The sequence below is a fragment of the Burkholderia sp. SIMBA_062 genome (assembly GCF_046534765.1).
Taxonomy (GTDB): Bacteria; Pseudomonadota; Gammaproteobacteria; order Burkholderiales; family Burkholderiaceae; genus Burkholderia; species Burkholderia ambifaria.
Genome location: NZ_JAWRYD010000017.1, coordinates 37,093 through 51,450, shown reverse-complemented (window position 1 = coordinate 51,450; position 14,358 = coordinate 37,093). Strand labels below are relative to the sequence as shown.

Genomic DNA, 14,358 nt, shown 5'->3' with positions numbered 1-14,358 from the left:
CGGGTCACTTCAGCCCGCCGGCGAAGCCGCGCAGCAGATAGCGCTGCACGTAGCCGGCCACGGCGAGCGTCGGCAGCGACGCCAGCAGCCCCGCGCTCATCAGGTCGCCCCAGTCGATGCCGTTCTCCGTCACGTAGCCGGCAATCGCGAGCGGCAGCGTGAAGCGGCTCGGCGTCGACACGAACAGCAGCGCGATCAGGAACTCGTTCCACGCGGCGATGAACACAAAGATCGCCGTCGCGATCAGCCCCGGCGCGCACAGCGGCAGCACGATCTGCACGAGCCGCCGCGCGGGCCCCGCGCCGTCGATGCACGCGGCTTCCTCGTATTCGACCGGCACGTCGCGCACGAACGCGAGCAGCATCCAGATCGCCATCGGCAGCGCGTAGATCTGGTAAGCGAGCATCAGCCCGGGCGTCGAGTCGAGCAGATGCAGCCGCTTCGCGAGCGCGAACAGCGGCACGGCGATCGTGATCGGCGGCATCAGCTTCAGCGCCAGCACGAGCATCAGGAACAGCAGGTCGAGCCGCGCCGGAAACCGCAGCCGCACGAGTGCATACGCGGCCGGAAACGCGAGCGTCAGCGCGAGCAGCGTCGTGCCGAACCCGACCACCAGCGAATTGGCGAGCGGCGCGCCGATGCCGTTCGACCATACCGACACGAAATGCTCGAGCGTCGGCGCGGCCGGCCAGATCCGCAGCGGATGATCGAGGCGTTCGAGCGTCGGCATGAACGCCGCGCCGGCCATCCACAGGCACGGCAGCAGCAACAGCGCGAGCGCGACGACGCGCAGCCCCCATGGCGCCGCGCGACCGAAGGCGGCGCCCGTTCGCGCGTGCGCGATGCCTGCGGATCGCGCCGTCATGCGCGCCGCTTGCGAACCGTCTGCCATACGTACCCCGAAACCAGCAGCGCGGACGCCGCGAGCATCAACACCGACGCGGCACTCGCCGGCCCGACGTTGAAGAAGCGAAAGCCCGTGTCGTAGATGTAGGTCGACAGCGTCTGCGTCGCGTTGCCCGGGCCGCCGCCCGTCAGCGCATAGACCTTGTCGAACAGCTTGAACGTGTCGATCGAGCGCAGCAGCAGCGCGAGGCCGATCTGCGGCGCCGCGAGCGGCAGCGTGATGTCGCGCAGGCACTGCCATTCGCTCGCGCCGTCGGTGCGCGCGGCTTCGTACAGTTCCTGCGGGATCGATTGCAGCCCGGCCAGCACGATCAGGAACGCCATCGGCGTCCACTGCCACACGTCGACGAGCGCGAGCGACCACAACGCGAGATGCGAATCGGACAGCCAGCGCACGCCTTCGATGCCGAACGCGGCGAGCAGCGCGTTCAGGAAGCCGTCGAAGTTGAGCCAGTTGCGCCAGATCGCCGAGCACACGAGCGTGGAGAGCATCATCGGCAGGATCGCGAGCGGCAGCGCGATGCGCCGCCCCGGAAACGTGCGCACGAACAGCAGCGCGAGGCCGAAGCCGAGCGCGACTTGGGCGAGCGACGCCACGATCGTGAAGCGCAGCGTGTTGCCGAAGCCGGCCGCGAACGCATCGTCGCCGAGCACCGTGCGATAGTTCGCGAGCCCGGCGAACGTGCGTCGGCCAGCCGCATAGTCGACCTGGCAGAACGAGTCGACCAGCACCTGCGCGACCGGGTACAGCGCGAGCGCGGCCAGCACCAGCAGCGCTGGGCCGAGCAGCGCGACGAACGGCAGGCTGCGGCCGAGGGCTTTCATGCGCGGATTCCGGGCGATGCGCGACGGCGGGCCGTCACTTGCCGGCCGCGGCCATCGCCTGCGCGATCTTCTGCTGCGCCTGACGCAGCGCGGCGTCGGGTGCGGCCTGCCCGGTCAGCGCGAGCTGCAGCTGATCGCCGAGAATGCTCTCGACCTGCTGCCAGTCCTTCACGCGCGGCCGCGCACGGCCGGCCTCGAGCGCCTTCAGCTGATCGGGATACCAGCGGTATTGGCGCACCAGCGCAGGATCGGCGAACACGCTGCGGCGCGTCGGCGGAATGCCGATCCCGGCGAGGCGCGTCTGCGTGTCGCGCGAACTCAGGTAGCTCAGGAAATCCTGCGCGAGCTTCGCGTGCGGCGCATCCTTCGGAATGCCCATCTGCCAGATGCCGAGCATCGGTGCGGGGCCCGCCGTCTGCCCGGGCGGCGGCTGCAGCGCGATCTGCCCGACCACGCGCGACTGCTTCGGATCGTCGAGCGCCGGAATCCACGCCGGCCACACTTCGATCGACTGCGCGGCCGTGCCGCGCTGCAGTGCATCGCGCACTTCGGCGGCGCCGTACACGTCGACGTCCTTCGGCGCGGACGCCTTCAGCGCGAGGAAGGTCTTCAGCGCGGCCTGCGACTCGCGCGAATCGATCGTCACGTTGCCGGCACGGTCGAACACGTCACCGCCGTAGGCCCACAGGATCGGCAGGAAACCCGTCACGACCGGGTTGCCCTTCGTGCCACGGAACACGACGCCGGATACGTTCTTGTCTGCACCGCCGACGGTCTGCGCGATCTTCAGCACGTCGTCCCAGTTGCGCGGCGGCTGCAGCTTGTACTTCGCGAGCAGGTCCTTCCGGTAAGCGAACATCTCGACGTTGCCGACGATCGGCAGCGCGTACAGCGCGCCCGCCGCGTTGCGGCCGAGCGCGACCGCGGACGGCACCAGATCGGCATCGGCGAGCGACGCCGGCAGCGGCTTCAGCCAGCCGTTGCCGATGAATTCGGGCGCCCACGTGTCGTCCATCATCACGAGGTCGTACGTGCCGGTGCCTTCGCGCATCGACAGCTTCAGCTTCTGGTACAGGTTCGCGTTCGGCAGCTTGAGCAGCTCGATGTCGGTGCCCGGATGCAGTTTGGCGAAGCCGGCGACGGCGTCGGCCAGCCCCTTGCCGTAGATGTCGTCGCGGCCCGCGATGACGAGATCCGCCGCGAAGGCGTGCGAGGCGGCAAAGGACAGCGCAACGGCGGCGGACAGCGCGCGCAGGCGGCTCAACAAGGTCATGAGGTCTCTCTCGATCGGCGTGGTGACGGGTCGGCCTCGCGTTGCACACGTGTGCAACGCGGGCGACGCTTCGGGCGGCCTGAAGCGAACGCCATTGTTCACGTCGATCGTTAAGAATTTGTGGCACGCGGCAGGACCGGCCGCCGGCGCAGCCGGCCGCGCCTGCCCGGGCCGGCGCGCGCGCCGTCAGAAGTTCACGCGAATCCCGGCCATCACCGCGAGCTGGCGGCTCGAATTGCTGTTCGCGAGCACCGGAATCTGCGCGTAGTTCGCCGCGTTGCCGTTCGCATCGGTGCCGAGCCCGGCGCCGCTCGCGATCTGGCCGATCGCCACCGCGTACAGCGCGGTGCGCTTCGACAGGCTGTAGTTCGTGCCGACGTTGATCTGGTGGAACCGCGTCGTGCCGCGCCCGTCGGTGTGCGCGGCATTGAAGAGGTAGGCGACGCCGCCCTGCAGCGCCGGCGTGAACATGTACGTGACGTTCAGCTCGCCGATGTCGAACGTGAACGCCTGCGTGCGCGGCTGCGCGTCGGTCGAGAAATAGCGGCTGTCGCCCAGGCGCGTGTGTGTGTAGGTCAGCGCGAGCGTCGCCGCGCCGAGCGTCACGGAGCCGCCCGCGCCGAACGCGCGCATCGAGCCGGCGTCCTGCAGCAGGCAGTACATCGCGCCGGGGTTGCTGCACGCGAAGTCGCCGATATAGCCGCTCGCGCCGCCGAGCGCAGCGTCGAGCGGCTGGTGCAGGTCGAGATAGCCGACCGAGAACGCGATCGGCGCGCGGGTATAGGTCGCCGCGACCGCATAGCCGCGCTTCGCGGAAAAGTCGCCGGCCTGCCCGCCGAAGCTGAACGTGCCGCCGACCGTCAGGCCGTGGAAGTCCGCGCTGGTGAACTTCACCGCGTTGTTGAAGTTGAACGCGGCATTCAGGTTGTCGACGTCGCCGAGATGCGAGCCGTACGGCGTCGCCCAGTTGTTGCTCGACACATAGGCGCCGAGCATGTCCGTGTACGAGTCGTATTGCCGGCCGAGGCCGAGCGTGCCGATCCCGTCCTGGCGCAGCCCGACCCACGCCTGCCGGCTGAACGCGGTGCCGCCCTGCAGCGCCTGCCCGTTCGCGGACAGGAACTGCTGCTCGAGCGAAAACACCGCGTCGAGCCCGCCGCCGAGCGGCTCGGCGCCCTGGAAGCCGAAGCGGGACGGCACGAGGTTGCCGCCGCCCATCTGCCACGCATGGCCGCCGCCCGTGCTGCCGTCGGCGCGCGTGAACTGCTGGTTCGTCGAATAGATGATGCCGGTGTCCACGGTGCCGTACAGCGTCACGCTGCCGGAGGTCTGCGCGTGCGCGTGCATGCAACCCAGCGTGGCCGCGGCCGCGGCCAGTCGTCGTCCGATCTTCATGTCCCGTCCCTCTGTTGTCATCGATTCGCAGTGCAGACCGATGGCGTTGTCGATATGCGTGACGGGACTCTATCCAGCGAAAATTCGGGACCTCTATCCCAAATCAGCAAATGGTAAAGCGATCGGGTATCACCCGATGACGCGCGGCGGCACCGCCGCGGCGCAAAGACGTCATTCGGGACGCAAGGTCTGCGACGGCAGCTCGCCGAACAGGTCGCGATACTCGCGCGCGAAATAGCCCAGATGCGTGAAGCCCCAGCTCGCGGCGGCCTCGCCCACGCCGAGCTGATGCGCGCACGTGGTGCGCAGCAGGCGCCGCACCGCGTTCAGCCGGATCGTGCGCAGATAGCCGACGGGCGCGACGTCGGCGACGCGCTGGAAGCTCGTCTGCAGCGTACGGCGGCTGCAGCGCAGCGCGCGGCACAGTTCGAGCACGGTCACGGGTTCCTCGGGCCGGTCGCGCAGATGCTTCTCGCAACGGCTGACGATATCGCTGTACGTAGCGTGCGTGATGTCGCGGCGCTCGACGCCGATGCCCTGGTCGAGCGCATCGAGGAACATGCCGAGCATCGCGTCGCGGAACATCTTGCGGGTGGCCGCGTATTCGAGACAGCCGGGATTGCGCTGCGCGTCGTCGATCAGCGACGACAGCCGCGCGCCGAGCGCGACGCCCTGCTCGTCCGACAGCCGCGTGACGTGCCGCAGCTTGCGCGCGCCGGCCGCGCCGAATTCGGCTTCGCACAGCTCGTCGACCATGTCCGATGCGGCGCTGATCCCGACCAGCCCCATCCCTTCCGGCGTATGGAATTCGAAATCCTCGCCGGCGCGCAGCGCGAGCAGCGCATAGCCGTCGACCGGCTGGCCCTGGAACGTGCCGGCGAGCGGCACCGACAACGGCACCGCGAGCGACGTGCGCCGGGCCGGCGCGAGGCCGGTTTGCGCGACACGCCGGTTGGTCGTCTCGCGGAAGAAATGGAAGTCGTCGTACAGCACCTGCGTGACGGTGCCCCTGAACCGGCCCGGCGTCATCTGGCGGTAGACCTGATGCCAACCGGCGATCGCGAGCCCGTGGTCATGCACGTCTTCGTGTGAGCGTGACTGGAACAGCATCGGCGTCTCCGGTAAAACCCTGAATCCTCGTTGCGGCCGCACGGCTCGCAGCGGTACAGCTTACCCCCGCAAAATTCCGCGCAGTGCGGTTTCGAATGCAAGACAGGCCGCCGACAGCGCGGCGGCCTGCTCGCCGGTGAGGCGGACATAGCGGCGAAACGACGGCATCCGGTTCACGACCTCGCTGCCGCCGAACGGCACGACGGCAAGCGTCCAGCGTCCGTCGTGCGCGACGATCGTGCAGTCGGTCAGATGCAGCGGGCGCAGCGCGTCGGCGAGCGACGGCTGCGCGACGAGGGCGGCCACCGCGCGCGCGAATGCGGGGTCGCATCCCCGCTCGGGTTCGGCCGCGACGCCGGTGCGCCACAGCCAGCCGGTTTGCAGCACGCGTGCGCGGCCCTCTGCAGCGGGACCGTGCGCGGCGACCGTCACCTGTGTGCTGACCGTATGCATCAGGAACTGCCGCTCGATGCGTTCGTCGACGCGCACGCGCACGCCGTTCGGCAGCCGGGCCAGGGTGTCGGCCGCGGCGCCGTTCGCATCGCGCGCCGCACCGAGATCGGCCAGCACGCGCGCGGCGATCGCGCCAGGCCGGTGGCCGGGCGGCAGTGTGTCGGGCGCCGTGCGCCACCGGGTGAACGCGAGCTTCACGACGCGACGTGCTCGCGACGCAGCACTTCCTCGACCGGCACCGGCTTGAACGGATGCCGGCGCTGCACGACGAGCGTCCAGAACAGCGCATACAGCGCGGTGAGCCCGAGCATCGCGCCGAACGGTACGTAGATGTCGCGCGCGTTCATGCCGGGCGGCGTGATGTACCAGATCGCGAGCACGATGCCGACGCTCGATACGATCTGCGGCAGCGGGAACAGCGGCGAACGGTACGGGCGCGGCAGGTCGGGACGGCGGATGCGCAGCATCACGACCGACGCGGTGACGAGCAGGTACGCGGTGCCCCATGCGCAGGTCGCGGCGAGCACGAGGTGCAGGATGCTGTCGAGGTTGCCGTGGATCAGCCATGCGTGCGCGATCGGCACGATCGCGGCCGCGACGATGCCGACCACCGGCGTCTTGAAGCGCGGATGCAGATACGCGAAGCAGCGCGGCAGCGCGCCGTCGATCGCCATCCCGTACAGGATGCGCGGCAGCCCGGCCATCAGCGTGTTGATCGTCGCGGCGCCCGCGCACAGGAACGCGATGCCGAACCACACGCGGCCGAAGGGCCCCAGCACCTGCAGCGCGAACGCGGGAATCGCGCCCGGCGTGTCGAGCAGGTGCGTCAGGCCGTCGGGGCTGACCGGCACGTTCGCGACCTGGCGACGGATCGCCGCGCCATACAGGAACATGCAGATCGCGACGCCGACGAGGCCGAGCGCCATCGCGCGCGGAATCGTGCGGCCCGGCGCCTTCATTTCCGGCGCGAGCGGCGTGACGAACTCGCAGCCGACAAACATGAACATCGCCATCCCGACCAGCGACAGCACGGCCGGCACCGACGTGCCGACTTCCGAGCCGCCGAACCAGCCGTCGAGATGCACGGCGGGCGCCGCGGCGAGGCCGAGGATCCCGAAGATCATCAGCGACAGCCACATGCCGGCCGTCAGCACGATCTCGAGCTTGCTGAACACCTTGACGCCGATGATGTTGGTAATCGCGAACATGACCACGAGGCCGACGCCGACGAGCCACGCGCTGTTGTGCTTCTCGAGCGCGGCGTTCAGCGACTCGAAGTTCACGAGCGCCATGATGCCGCTCAGGATCGTCTCCGCCGTGCCGGCGAACACGTGTACGAGGAAATACGCGGAAATCGTGCCGGTGATCGCCCAGAAGCGGCCAAGCCCGCACGACAGGTAATCGTAAACCGAGCCGGCCGTGGGCAGCATCGCGGCGGCTTCGGAGAACGTCGTCGCCTGCGCCTGCATCATCACGAACGCGATGATCATCGCGACCGCGAACGCCCAGCCGCCCATCCCGAAGCCCGACGTCGCGGTGAGGATCACCGGGCTCGCCATGATGAGGCCGACGGCACTCGCCAGCGCCGTTGGAAAACCGACCGCGCCCGCCGTCAGCACCGTGCCGCCGCCCGCTTCAGCCGGCCCACCGGCGGGCGTTTCGCCCGCGGCGCCGGTCACTCCAGACCATCCCGACATCCTCGTCTCCTTGCTGTTTCGGCCGGCGCCGCCGCTGCGGCGCCCGTTCCGTGCTTCGCGGCCGGCCCGGGGCAGCGCATCAGCGCTTCGACCCCAGGCCGCTGTCGATCAAACTTGATCCGATGTCGAAAAAATACGCAGGCAAAATAATTCGGTCATAGCGCAAATCGGCAAAACGGCGGTGGGAACGGGTAATCCCGCCCTCCACCGCCGGTTCGTCGTCACGCGGTCACGACATCACGCCCTCACGCGAACGGCACGGCCTCGAAGCCCGCCGCGAGCGCATCGACGATCCGGTCGAGCGGCTCGCGCTGGATCACGAGCGGCGGCGACAGGATGATCTTCGTGCCGACCGGACGCACCAGCACGCCGTGCTCGCGCGCCACTTCCGCGACCGCGTTCGCATAGCCGGACAGCGGGTCGATCGGCTCGCGGGTGTCCTTGTTCGCGACGAGATCGAGCGCGAGCATCAGCCCCTTGCCGCGCACCTCGCCGACCGCCGCGAAGCGTTCCGGAAACGACCGCAGCGCTTCGAGCAGATACGCGCCCTGCTTCGCCGCGTTCGCCGGCAGGTCTTCCTTCACGACGATGTCGAGGCTCGCGATCGCGGCCGCGCACGCAACCGGGTGCCCGGCGTACGTGTAGCCGTGCATGATCGCGCCGCCGAAGTCCGCGTTCGCGGCGAATGCGTCCTCGATCCGCGCGTTCACGGCCGTCGCGCCGAGCGGCACGTAGCCGGACGAGATCCCCTTCGCGAGACACATGATGTCAGGGCGCACGCCCCAGCCGCGGCTGCCGAACATGCTGCCGCTGCGGCCGAAGCCCGTCACGACTTCGTCGGCGATCAGCAGCACGCCGTAGCGGTCGCACACCTCGCGCACGAGCGGCCAGTAGTTGGCCGGCGGCACGATCACGCCGCCCGCGCCCTGCACCGGTTCGGCGATGAAGGCGGCAACCGTGTCGGGGCTCTGGAACTGGATCTCGCGCTCCAGCAGTTCCGCGCAGATCCGGCCGAGTTCCTCCGGATCCTGAGTGAACGGGTTGCGGTACAGCCACGGCGTCTCGACGTGGAAACAGCCGGGCAGGTTCGGTTCGTAGTTGCGGCGAAACACCGTATTGCCGTTCACCGACGCGCCGCCGAAGTGCGTGCCGTGATAGCCCTGCTTCAGCGAGATGAACTTCGTGCGGTCGGCCTGGCCGCGCACCTTCCAGTACTGGCGCGCGATCTTCAGCGCGGTCTCGATCGAGTCGGAGCCGCCCGAGCTGTACAGCACGCGGCGCATCCCTTCCGGTTCGAGCATGTCGATCAGCTTCTTCGACAGCTCTTCCGCACGCGGATGCGAGATGCCGTCGAACAGCTGGAAGTATTCGAGTTCGTCGAGCTGACGCACGATCGCATCCTTCACTTCCTGGCGGTTGTGCCCGACGTTCACGTTCCACAGGCCCGCCACGCCGTCGACGAGCTGCCGGCCGGTTTCGTCGAACACGTAGCAGCCGTCGCCGCGCACGATGCGGATCGGCTTGCGCTGTTTCATTTCGTTCGGGTGCAGCATCGGGTGCCAGAACTTCGCTTCGTTGTAGCTCATTGCAATCTCCACTTTCGGATCGGTCGAACCTCGATCGCTCGGGTTCGCGGTTGCCGGCGTTGGCGCCGCGCGTCAGTGCGCGATGCAGACGGATTTGGTTTCGGTGAAGCCTTCGATCGCGTATTGGCCGAACTCGCGGCCGATGCCCGACTGCTTGTAGCCGCCGAACGGCATCGACGGATCGAGCGGAATGTGACAGTTCACCCACACGGTGCCCGCCTCGATCCGCGGCACGAGGTTCATCACGCGCTTCAGGTCGTTGCTCCAGATGCTCGCGGCGAGGCCGTACGGCGACGCATTCGCGAGCCGCACCGCGTCGGCCGCATCGTCGAACGGCAGGACGACGATCACCGGGCCGAACACCTCGTCGCGCACGATCGCGCTGTCCGGATGCGGATCGGCGATCACGGCCGGCTTCACGTAGTAGCCGGGCAGGTCGTCGGCCGGCGTGCCGCCCGCGAGGAACGTGAGGCCCGCGCGGCGCGCGCCTTCGATGTGCTGGATGACCTTGTCGCGATGGTGCGCGGAGACCAGCGGATTGATCTGCGCGGTCGTGTCGAGGCCCGCGCCGAGCTTCATCGACTGCGCGACGCCCGCGAGGCCGTCCGCGAGCTGCGCGAACTTGCTGCGGTGCACGTAGATGCGCGACGCGGCCGCACACACCTGCCCCTGGTTGAAGAACGCGCCGGCGGCGACGCCGTCGAGCGCCTGCGCGACGTCGACGTCGTCGAGCATCACGATCGGATTCTTGCCGCCGAGTTCGAGCGAGAAGCGCGTCATGTTCTGCACGGCCGCCGCGCCGACCAGCTTGCCGGTCGCGGTCGAGCCGGTGAACGAGATCTTCGCGATCGACGGGTGGCTCGACAGCGCGGCGCCGCACGTGCGGCCGCCGGTGACGACGTTGAACACGCCGGGCGGCACGCCCGCCTCGCGGGCGAGTTCGGCGAGGCGCAGCGCGGTGAGCGGCGTTTCCGGCGACGGCTTCAGCACGATCGTGCAGCCGGCCGCGAGCGCCGGAATCAGCTTCCACACCGCGATCATCAGCGGGAAATTCCACGGCACGATCGCGGCGACCACGCCGACGGGCTCCTTGCGCGTATAGGCCGTATAGCGCGCGCCGGGCGGGAACGGGATCGACACGTCGAGCGTCTGGCCGGTGATCTTGGTCGCCCAGCCGGCCATGTAGCGCACGTATTCGACGCTCGCGCCCACTTCGATCGCGCGCGACACGTGGATCGACTTGCCCTGGTTCAGCGTTTCGAGCTGCGCGAGGGTTTCGGCGTCGGCTTCGATCAGGTCAGCGAGCCTCAGCAGGATGCGCTCGCGCTCGGCCGGGCGCAGCCCGCTCCATACGCGAGTGTCGAATGCGTGTTTCGCGCTTGCGACCGCGCGATCGACGTCGTGCGCGTCGGCATCCGCCACCGTCGCGAGCCGCTCGCCGGTCGCCGGGTCGTACACGTCGAGCCGCGCGGCCGAGTGCGCGGGCTGCATCGCGCCGTCGATGAAAAGGCCGAAGTCGCGTGCGACGAAGGTGCGCACAGTGTCGCTGACGGCGACGAAGTTCGTGGTGCTCATGGGCATCTCGATGATTGTCGTGGCTGGGCCGCGTGCGCTCGGGCATGCGGGCGTCGACCCACTGTATCGACGGGGGATCGCGCCCGGTGAGCGCAAATTGGCAGCGCGTGGGGGATCGAAACGTGGGGGACGCGGAACGTGGAATGGCAGCGTGCGAACGCCGCGCTATCGTCGGATGAATGCGCGGCGTGAAGGCGGCGTGAAGGCGGCGTGAAGGCGGCGCGGAGGCGGCGCGGAGGCGGCGTGAAGGCGGAAGCGGAGGCGGAGGCGGAGGCGGAGGCGGAAGCGGAAGCGGAAGCGGAAGCGGAAGCGGAAGCGGAAGCGGTAGCGGTAGCGGTAGCGGTAGCGGTAGCGGTAGCGGTAGCGGTAGCGGTAGCGGTAGCGGTAGCGGAAGCGGAAAAATTACAGGAACAACGCGCCGACCAGCTCCGTGCGGTTCGACACGCCGAGCTTCCGGTACATGCGCATCAGGTGCGTCTTGATGGTCGGCTGGCCAAGCGCGAGATCGCGTGCGATCTCCTTGTTCGAGCGGCCGTCGCGCACGAGTCGTGCGATCTGTTCCTCGCGGTAGGTCAGCCGCTCCTCGCAGCCGATCCGGTGGATCCCGCGCCGCGCACGCAGCAACGGGGCCAGCGCCGCTTCGGCGACGGGCTGCAGCCGCGCCAGCGCGTCGACCTCGCCCGGCGCGAACCGGCCCGCCGTGCTGTTGCCGTGCGTATCGCCTTGTGCGAAGCGCAGCAGCGAAAACGCGCCGACGGTGCGGCCCGCGTCGTCGCGCAGCCAGATCTCGACGACGTCGGCGACATCGTGCCGCCGCAGGAAGCGGGTCCAGTACGCGGACGCGGCGCGTCTTTCGTCAGGCAATTGGGAAGCGAGCGTCACGACCGCGCGAACACCCGCCGCGCAGAGCGACGGATGCAGCGGATCGAGCATCCGGTAGCGCGCGAGGTAGGTGCGATGCATCGACTCCGGCATGCCGAACAGCTCGAAATCGGCCGGCTCGCCGCTCAGGTCGAGCCGGTAGAACACGATCGCGGACGGGCTCGCGAATGCATCGAACGCAGCGACGCACGCGCGCAGCGCGCGCTGCCAGTCGGCGGCTTCGTGGTCGGCGGGAACGGATGGGGTCGGCATGATGGGAGCGGCCGGCGGCCGAACGCGTCGAAGTTCGGACCAGCCTACCGGCGCCGAAATGGCCCGGTGAGCCCAAATCGGCAATTCGTCAGCGGGCGGCGGGTAGCGCGCCCGCCCCAGTCAGTGCGCGTTCGCGGCGAACGTGTCGCAGGCGCTCACTTCGCCCGCTTCCATCCCGCGCCGCAGCCAGTACACGCGCTGTTCGCTCGTGCCGTGCGTGAAGCTTTCCGGCACGACGTGGCCCTGGCCTTGCTGCTGCAGCCGATCGTCGCCGATCGCGGCCGCCGCCTTCAGCCCCTGTTCGAAATCGCCGGGTTCCATCAGCCGCTGGTTCGCGCGCTCCGCGTTGTTCGCCCATACGCCGGCGAAGCAGTCGGCCTGCAATTCCATCCGCACCGACAGCGCGTTCGAGCGCGCCTGGCTCGAACGGCGGCGCGCGGCATCGACCTTGTCGGAAATGCCGAGCAGGTTCTGCACGTGATGGCCGACTTCGTGCGCGATCACGTAGGCCTGCGCGAAATCGCCGCCCGCGCCGAACCGCTTGCGCAATTCGTCATAGAAACCGAGATCGATATACACCTTGTGGTCGGCCGGACAGTAGAACGGCCCCATCGCGGTCTGGCCGGTGCCGCACGCGGTCGGCGTCGAGTTGGTGAACATCACGAGCTTCGGCGACTCGTACTGCGCATGCAACTGGGTGTTGAAGACGCCCGTCCACGTGCGCTCGATATTGCCGAGCACCTTGCGCGTGAACACCGCGCCGGGATCGTTCGCCGGCGCGCCCTGGTGCTGCGTGGGCGCGGGCTGCGCCTGCTGCTGCCGGCCCTGCAGCGCCGACGCGCCTTCGAGCACGACGCGCGGGTCGATCCCGAAGAAATATGATGCGGCCAGCGCCACCACGATCGTGCCGATGCCGATCGTCGCGCGCCCGCCGCCGAACCCGCCACCGCCGCGTCGATCCTCGACGTTCACGCTTTCTCTTTCGTCGTCCAGCCTCATTGCCGGCCCCTCCCTGCTCTTGTCTGATGGTCCGGCCGCGCAATGCGCAACCAGGTGCTCCGCCGCTGCGACCGGCGCGATCGGCGAATGCGATGGATCCGTATCGGGCGCACGTTCACGCCGATATTGCCGCCTGCCGTTCCGCTTGCACGACGGAATCGGCCGGCGCGCCGCGCCGGTGCGCGGGCTCGCCCGCGCTACGCCCGTGCTATTTTGCCGGGCTTTTGCGACTTGTCGCAAAAATACGGAGGATAGAGCGATTCGGCGCCGATGATCGTCAGCCTTTGCAAAATGGCCGAGATCCGGCGGCTGGCCCGGTGCCGCGCGCAACCGTCGGCCGTCCGGCCGGTACACGTTCATCCTTTCGGCGGATACCGGCGTGCGTCGACGCCGCCTAAAGTGACCGGAAACGACACCCTTCCGGAGCATGACATGACGCACCCGCAACCCCGAACGATCGCGATCACCGGCGCAGGCACCGGCATCGGCGCCGCGTGCGCGCGCCGCTTCGCCGCCCGCGGCGAGCGCGTCGTCTTGATCGGGCGACGCCGGGCGCCGCTCGACGCGCTCGCCGCCGAGACGGGCGGCCTCGCACTCGCCGGCGACGCCGCGAGCACGGCCGAGTGGGCCCGCTTCCTGCCGGAGATCGCCGAACGCTTCGGCCCCGTCGACGCGCTCGTCGCGTGCGCGGGCGGCCACGGCCTCGGCCGCGCGGACGAAACCGACGACGCGCAATGGCGCGACGCGATGCACGCGAATCTCGACACCGCGTTCGTCAGCGCACGCGCGTGCCTGCCCGACCTGATCGCGCAGCGCGGCAGCATCGTGCTGGTCGCGTCGATCGCCGCACTCGCGGCCGGGCCGGGCGTGTGCGGCTATACGGTCGGCAAGCATGCGCTGCTCGGGCTCGCGCGGTCGCTCGCACGCGACTACGGGCCGCACGGCGTCCGTGCGAACGCGGTGTGCCCAGGCTGGGTCCGCACGCCGATGGCCGATGCGGAAATGGCGCCGCTGATGTCCGCGTACGGCGACACGCTCGACGGCGCGTATGCGCGCGTAAGCGCCGACGTGCCGCTGCGGCGCGCGGCCGATCCGGACGAAATCGCGGCCGTGTGCGCGTTCCTCGCATCGCCCGACGCATCGTTCGTGACGGGCGCGACGCTCGTCGCCGACGGCGGCGCGATGGTCGTCGATGTGCCGACGCTCGCGTTCGACACGCTTTGACGCCGGGGCGCGAAGCGCCCGCACGATGCGTGCCCGAGTGCCACCGCGCGACGTGCCGCACACGTCGTCCGGCACGGCGTCGCCCGCGCCCAGCCCTGCACACGCGCTGCACGCGCCCCGCTCGTTTCCCGCCCCGGAAATCCGCTAACATCGACCGATCCCGCCGCCCTCGTGCGGCACC

Annotated in this window: 12 protein-coding genes; 1 reads left to right on the top strand and 11 read right to left on the bottom strand. The window is 69.4% G+C overall.

Going from position 1 to position 14,358, the window contains the following annotated elements:
- Positions 1-4 precede the first annotated feature (4 nt).
- The 11 genes from SB786_RS19765 to SB786_RS19715 all read right to left on the bottom strand — a co-directional run bounded on the left by SB786_RS19765 (position 5) and on the right by SB786_RS19715 (position 12,953).
- Complete coding sequence (locus SB786_RS19765; RefSeq protein ID WP_410728923.1) at positions 5-865, bottom strand: carbohydrate ABC transporter permease; 861 nt, start codon at positions 863-865, stop codon at positions 5-7.
- Positions 862-1,731 (bottom strand): carbohydrate ABC transporter permease, encoded by an 870-nt coding sequence (locus SB786_RS19760; RefSeq protein WP_410728922.1) that lies wholly within the window; start codon positions 1,729-1,731, stop codon positions 862-864. The genes SB786_RS19765 and SB786_RS19760 overlap by 4 nt, the downstream gene beginning before the upstream one ends.
- A gap of 34 nt (positions 1,732-1,765) precedes the next feature.
- Complete coding sequence (locus tag SB786_RS19755) at positions 1,766-3,004, bottom strand: ABC transporter substrate-binding protein (RefSeq protein WP_410728921.1); 1,239 nt, start codon at positions 3,002-3,004, stop codon at positions 1,766-1,768.
- Between the two features lie 186 nt (positions 3,005-3,190).
- Positions 3,191-4,399: a porin gene (locus SB786_RS19750; protein ID WP_410728920.1), complete on the bottom strand. Its 1,209-nt coding sequence runs from the start codon at positions 4,397-4,399 to the stop codon at positions 3,191-3,193.
- 171 nt (positions 4,400-4,570) lie between these two features.
- Entirely contained in the window at positions 4,571-5,509 is a 939-nt protein-coding gene (locus SB786_RS19745) for a helix-turn-helix domain-containing protein (protein ID WP_410728919.1), read from the bottom strand.
- Positions 5,510-5,569: 60 nt separating this feature from the next.
- Positions 5,570-6,160 carry a DUF3156 family protein gene (locus SB786_RS19740; protein WP_410728918.1) on the bottom strand — a complete coding sequence of 197 codons (591 nt, stop codon included), beginning with the start codon at positions 6,158-6,160 and terminating at the stop codon, positions 5,570-5,572.
- Positions 6,157-7,659 carry an APC family permease gene (locus tag SB786_RS19735; RefSeq protein WP_410728917.1) on the bottom strand — a complete coding sequence of 501 codons (1,503 nt, stop codon included), beginning with the start codon at positions 7,657-7,659 and terminating at the stop codon, positions 6,157-6,159. The genes SB786_RS19740 and SB786_RS19735 overlap by 4 nt, the downstream gene beginning before the upstream one ends.
- Before the next feature lie 245 nt (positions 7,660-7,904).
- Entirely contained in the window at positions 7,905-9,245 is a 1,341-nt protein-coding gene (locus tag SB786_RS19730) for an aspartate aminotransferase family protein (protein ID WP_410728916.1), read from the bottom strand.
- Positions 9,246-9,317: 72 nt separating this feature from the next.
- The gene (locus tag SB786_RS19725; RefSeq protein WP_410728915.1) at positions 9,318-10,820 is read right to left on the bottom strand and encodes an aldehyde dehydrogenase family protein; all 1,503 of its coding nucleotides are present in this window, start codon (positions 10,818-10,820) and stop codon (positions 9,318-9,320) included.
- 402 nt (positions 10,821-11,222) lie between these two features.
- A complete protein-coding gene (locus SB786_RS19720; protein WP_410728914.1) occupies positions 11,223-11,954 on the bottom strand; it encodes a response regulator transcription factor in 732 nt (243 codons plus the stop codon).
- 120 nt (positions 11,955-12,074) lie between these two features.
- Positions 12,075-12,953 (bottom strand): neutral zinc metallopeptidase, encoded by an 879-nt coding sequence (locus SB786_RS19715; RefSeq protein ID WP_410728913.1) that lies wholly within the window; start codon positions 12,951-12,953, stop codon positions 12,075-12,077.
- A gap of 432 nt (positions 12,954-13,385) precedes the next feature.
- Between SB786_RS19715 and SB786_RS19710 the strand changes: the two genes are divergently transcribed.
- Entirely contained in the window at positions 13,386-14,177 is a 792-nt protein-coding gene (locus tag SB786_RS19710) for an SDR family NAD(P)-dependent oxidoreductase (RefSeq protein ID WP_410728912.1), read from the top strand.
- Positions 14,178-14,358: the final 181 nt, after the last annotated feature.

What these genes read in the sequence shown, in the direction of transcription:
- SB786_RS19765 (WP_410728923.1), bottom strand. Translation starts at nt 865, where the DNA reads ATGACGGCGCGATCCGCAGGCATCGCGCACGCGCGAACGGGCGCCGCC.
- SB786_RS19760 (WP_410728922.1), bottom strand. Translation starts at nt 1,731, where the DNA reads ATGAAAGCCCTCGGCCGCAGCCTGCCGTTCGTCGCGCTGCTCGGCCCA.
- SB786_RS19755 (WP_410728921.1), bottom strand. Translation starts at nt 3,004, where the DNA reads ATGACCTTGTTGAGCCGCCTGCGCGCGCTGTCCGCCGCCGTTGCGCTG.
- SB786_RS19750 (WP_410728920.1), bottom strand. Translation starts at nt 4,399, where the DNA reads ATGAAGATCGGACGACGACTGGCCGCGGCCGCGGCCACGCTGGGTTGC.
- SB786_RS19745 (WP_410728919.1), bottom strand. Translation starts at nt 5,509, where the DNA reads ATGCTGTTCCAGTCACGCTCACACGAAGACGTGCATGACCACGGGCTC.
- SB786_RS19735 (WP_410728917.1), bottom strand. Translation starts at nt 7,659, where the DNA reads ATGTCGGGATGGTCTGGAGTGACCGGCGCCGCGGGCGAAACGCCCGCC.
- SB786_RS19730 (WP_410728916.1), bottom strand. Translation starts at nt 9,245, where the DNA reads ATGAGCTACAACGAAGCGAAGTTCTGGCACCCGATGCTGCACCCGAAC.
- SB786_RS19725 (WP_410728915.1), bottom strand. Translation starts at nt 10,820, where the DNA reads ATGAGCACCACGAACTTCGTCGCCGTCAGCGACACTGTGCGCACCTTC.
- SB786_RS19720 (WP_410728914.1), bottom strand. Translation starts at nt 11,954, where the DNA reads ATGCCGACCCCATCCGTTCCCGCCGACCACGAAGCCGCCGACTGGCAG.
- SB786_RS19715 (WP_410728913.1), bottom strand. Translation starts at nt 12,953, where the DNA reads ATGAGGCTGGACGACGAAAGAGAAAGCGTGAACGTCGAGGATCGACGC.
- SB786_RS19710 (WP_410728912.1), top strand. Translation starts at nt 13,386, where the DNA reads ATGACGCACCCGCAACCCCGAACGATCGCGATCACCGGCGCAGGCACC.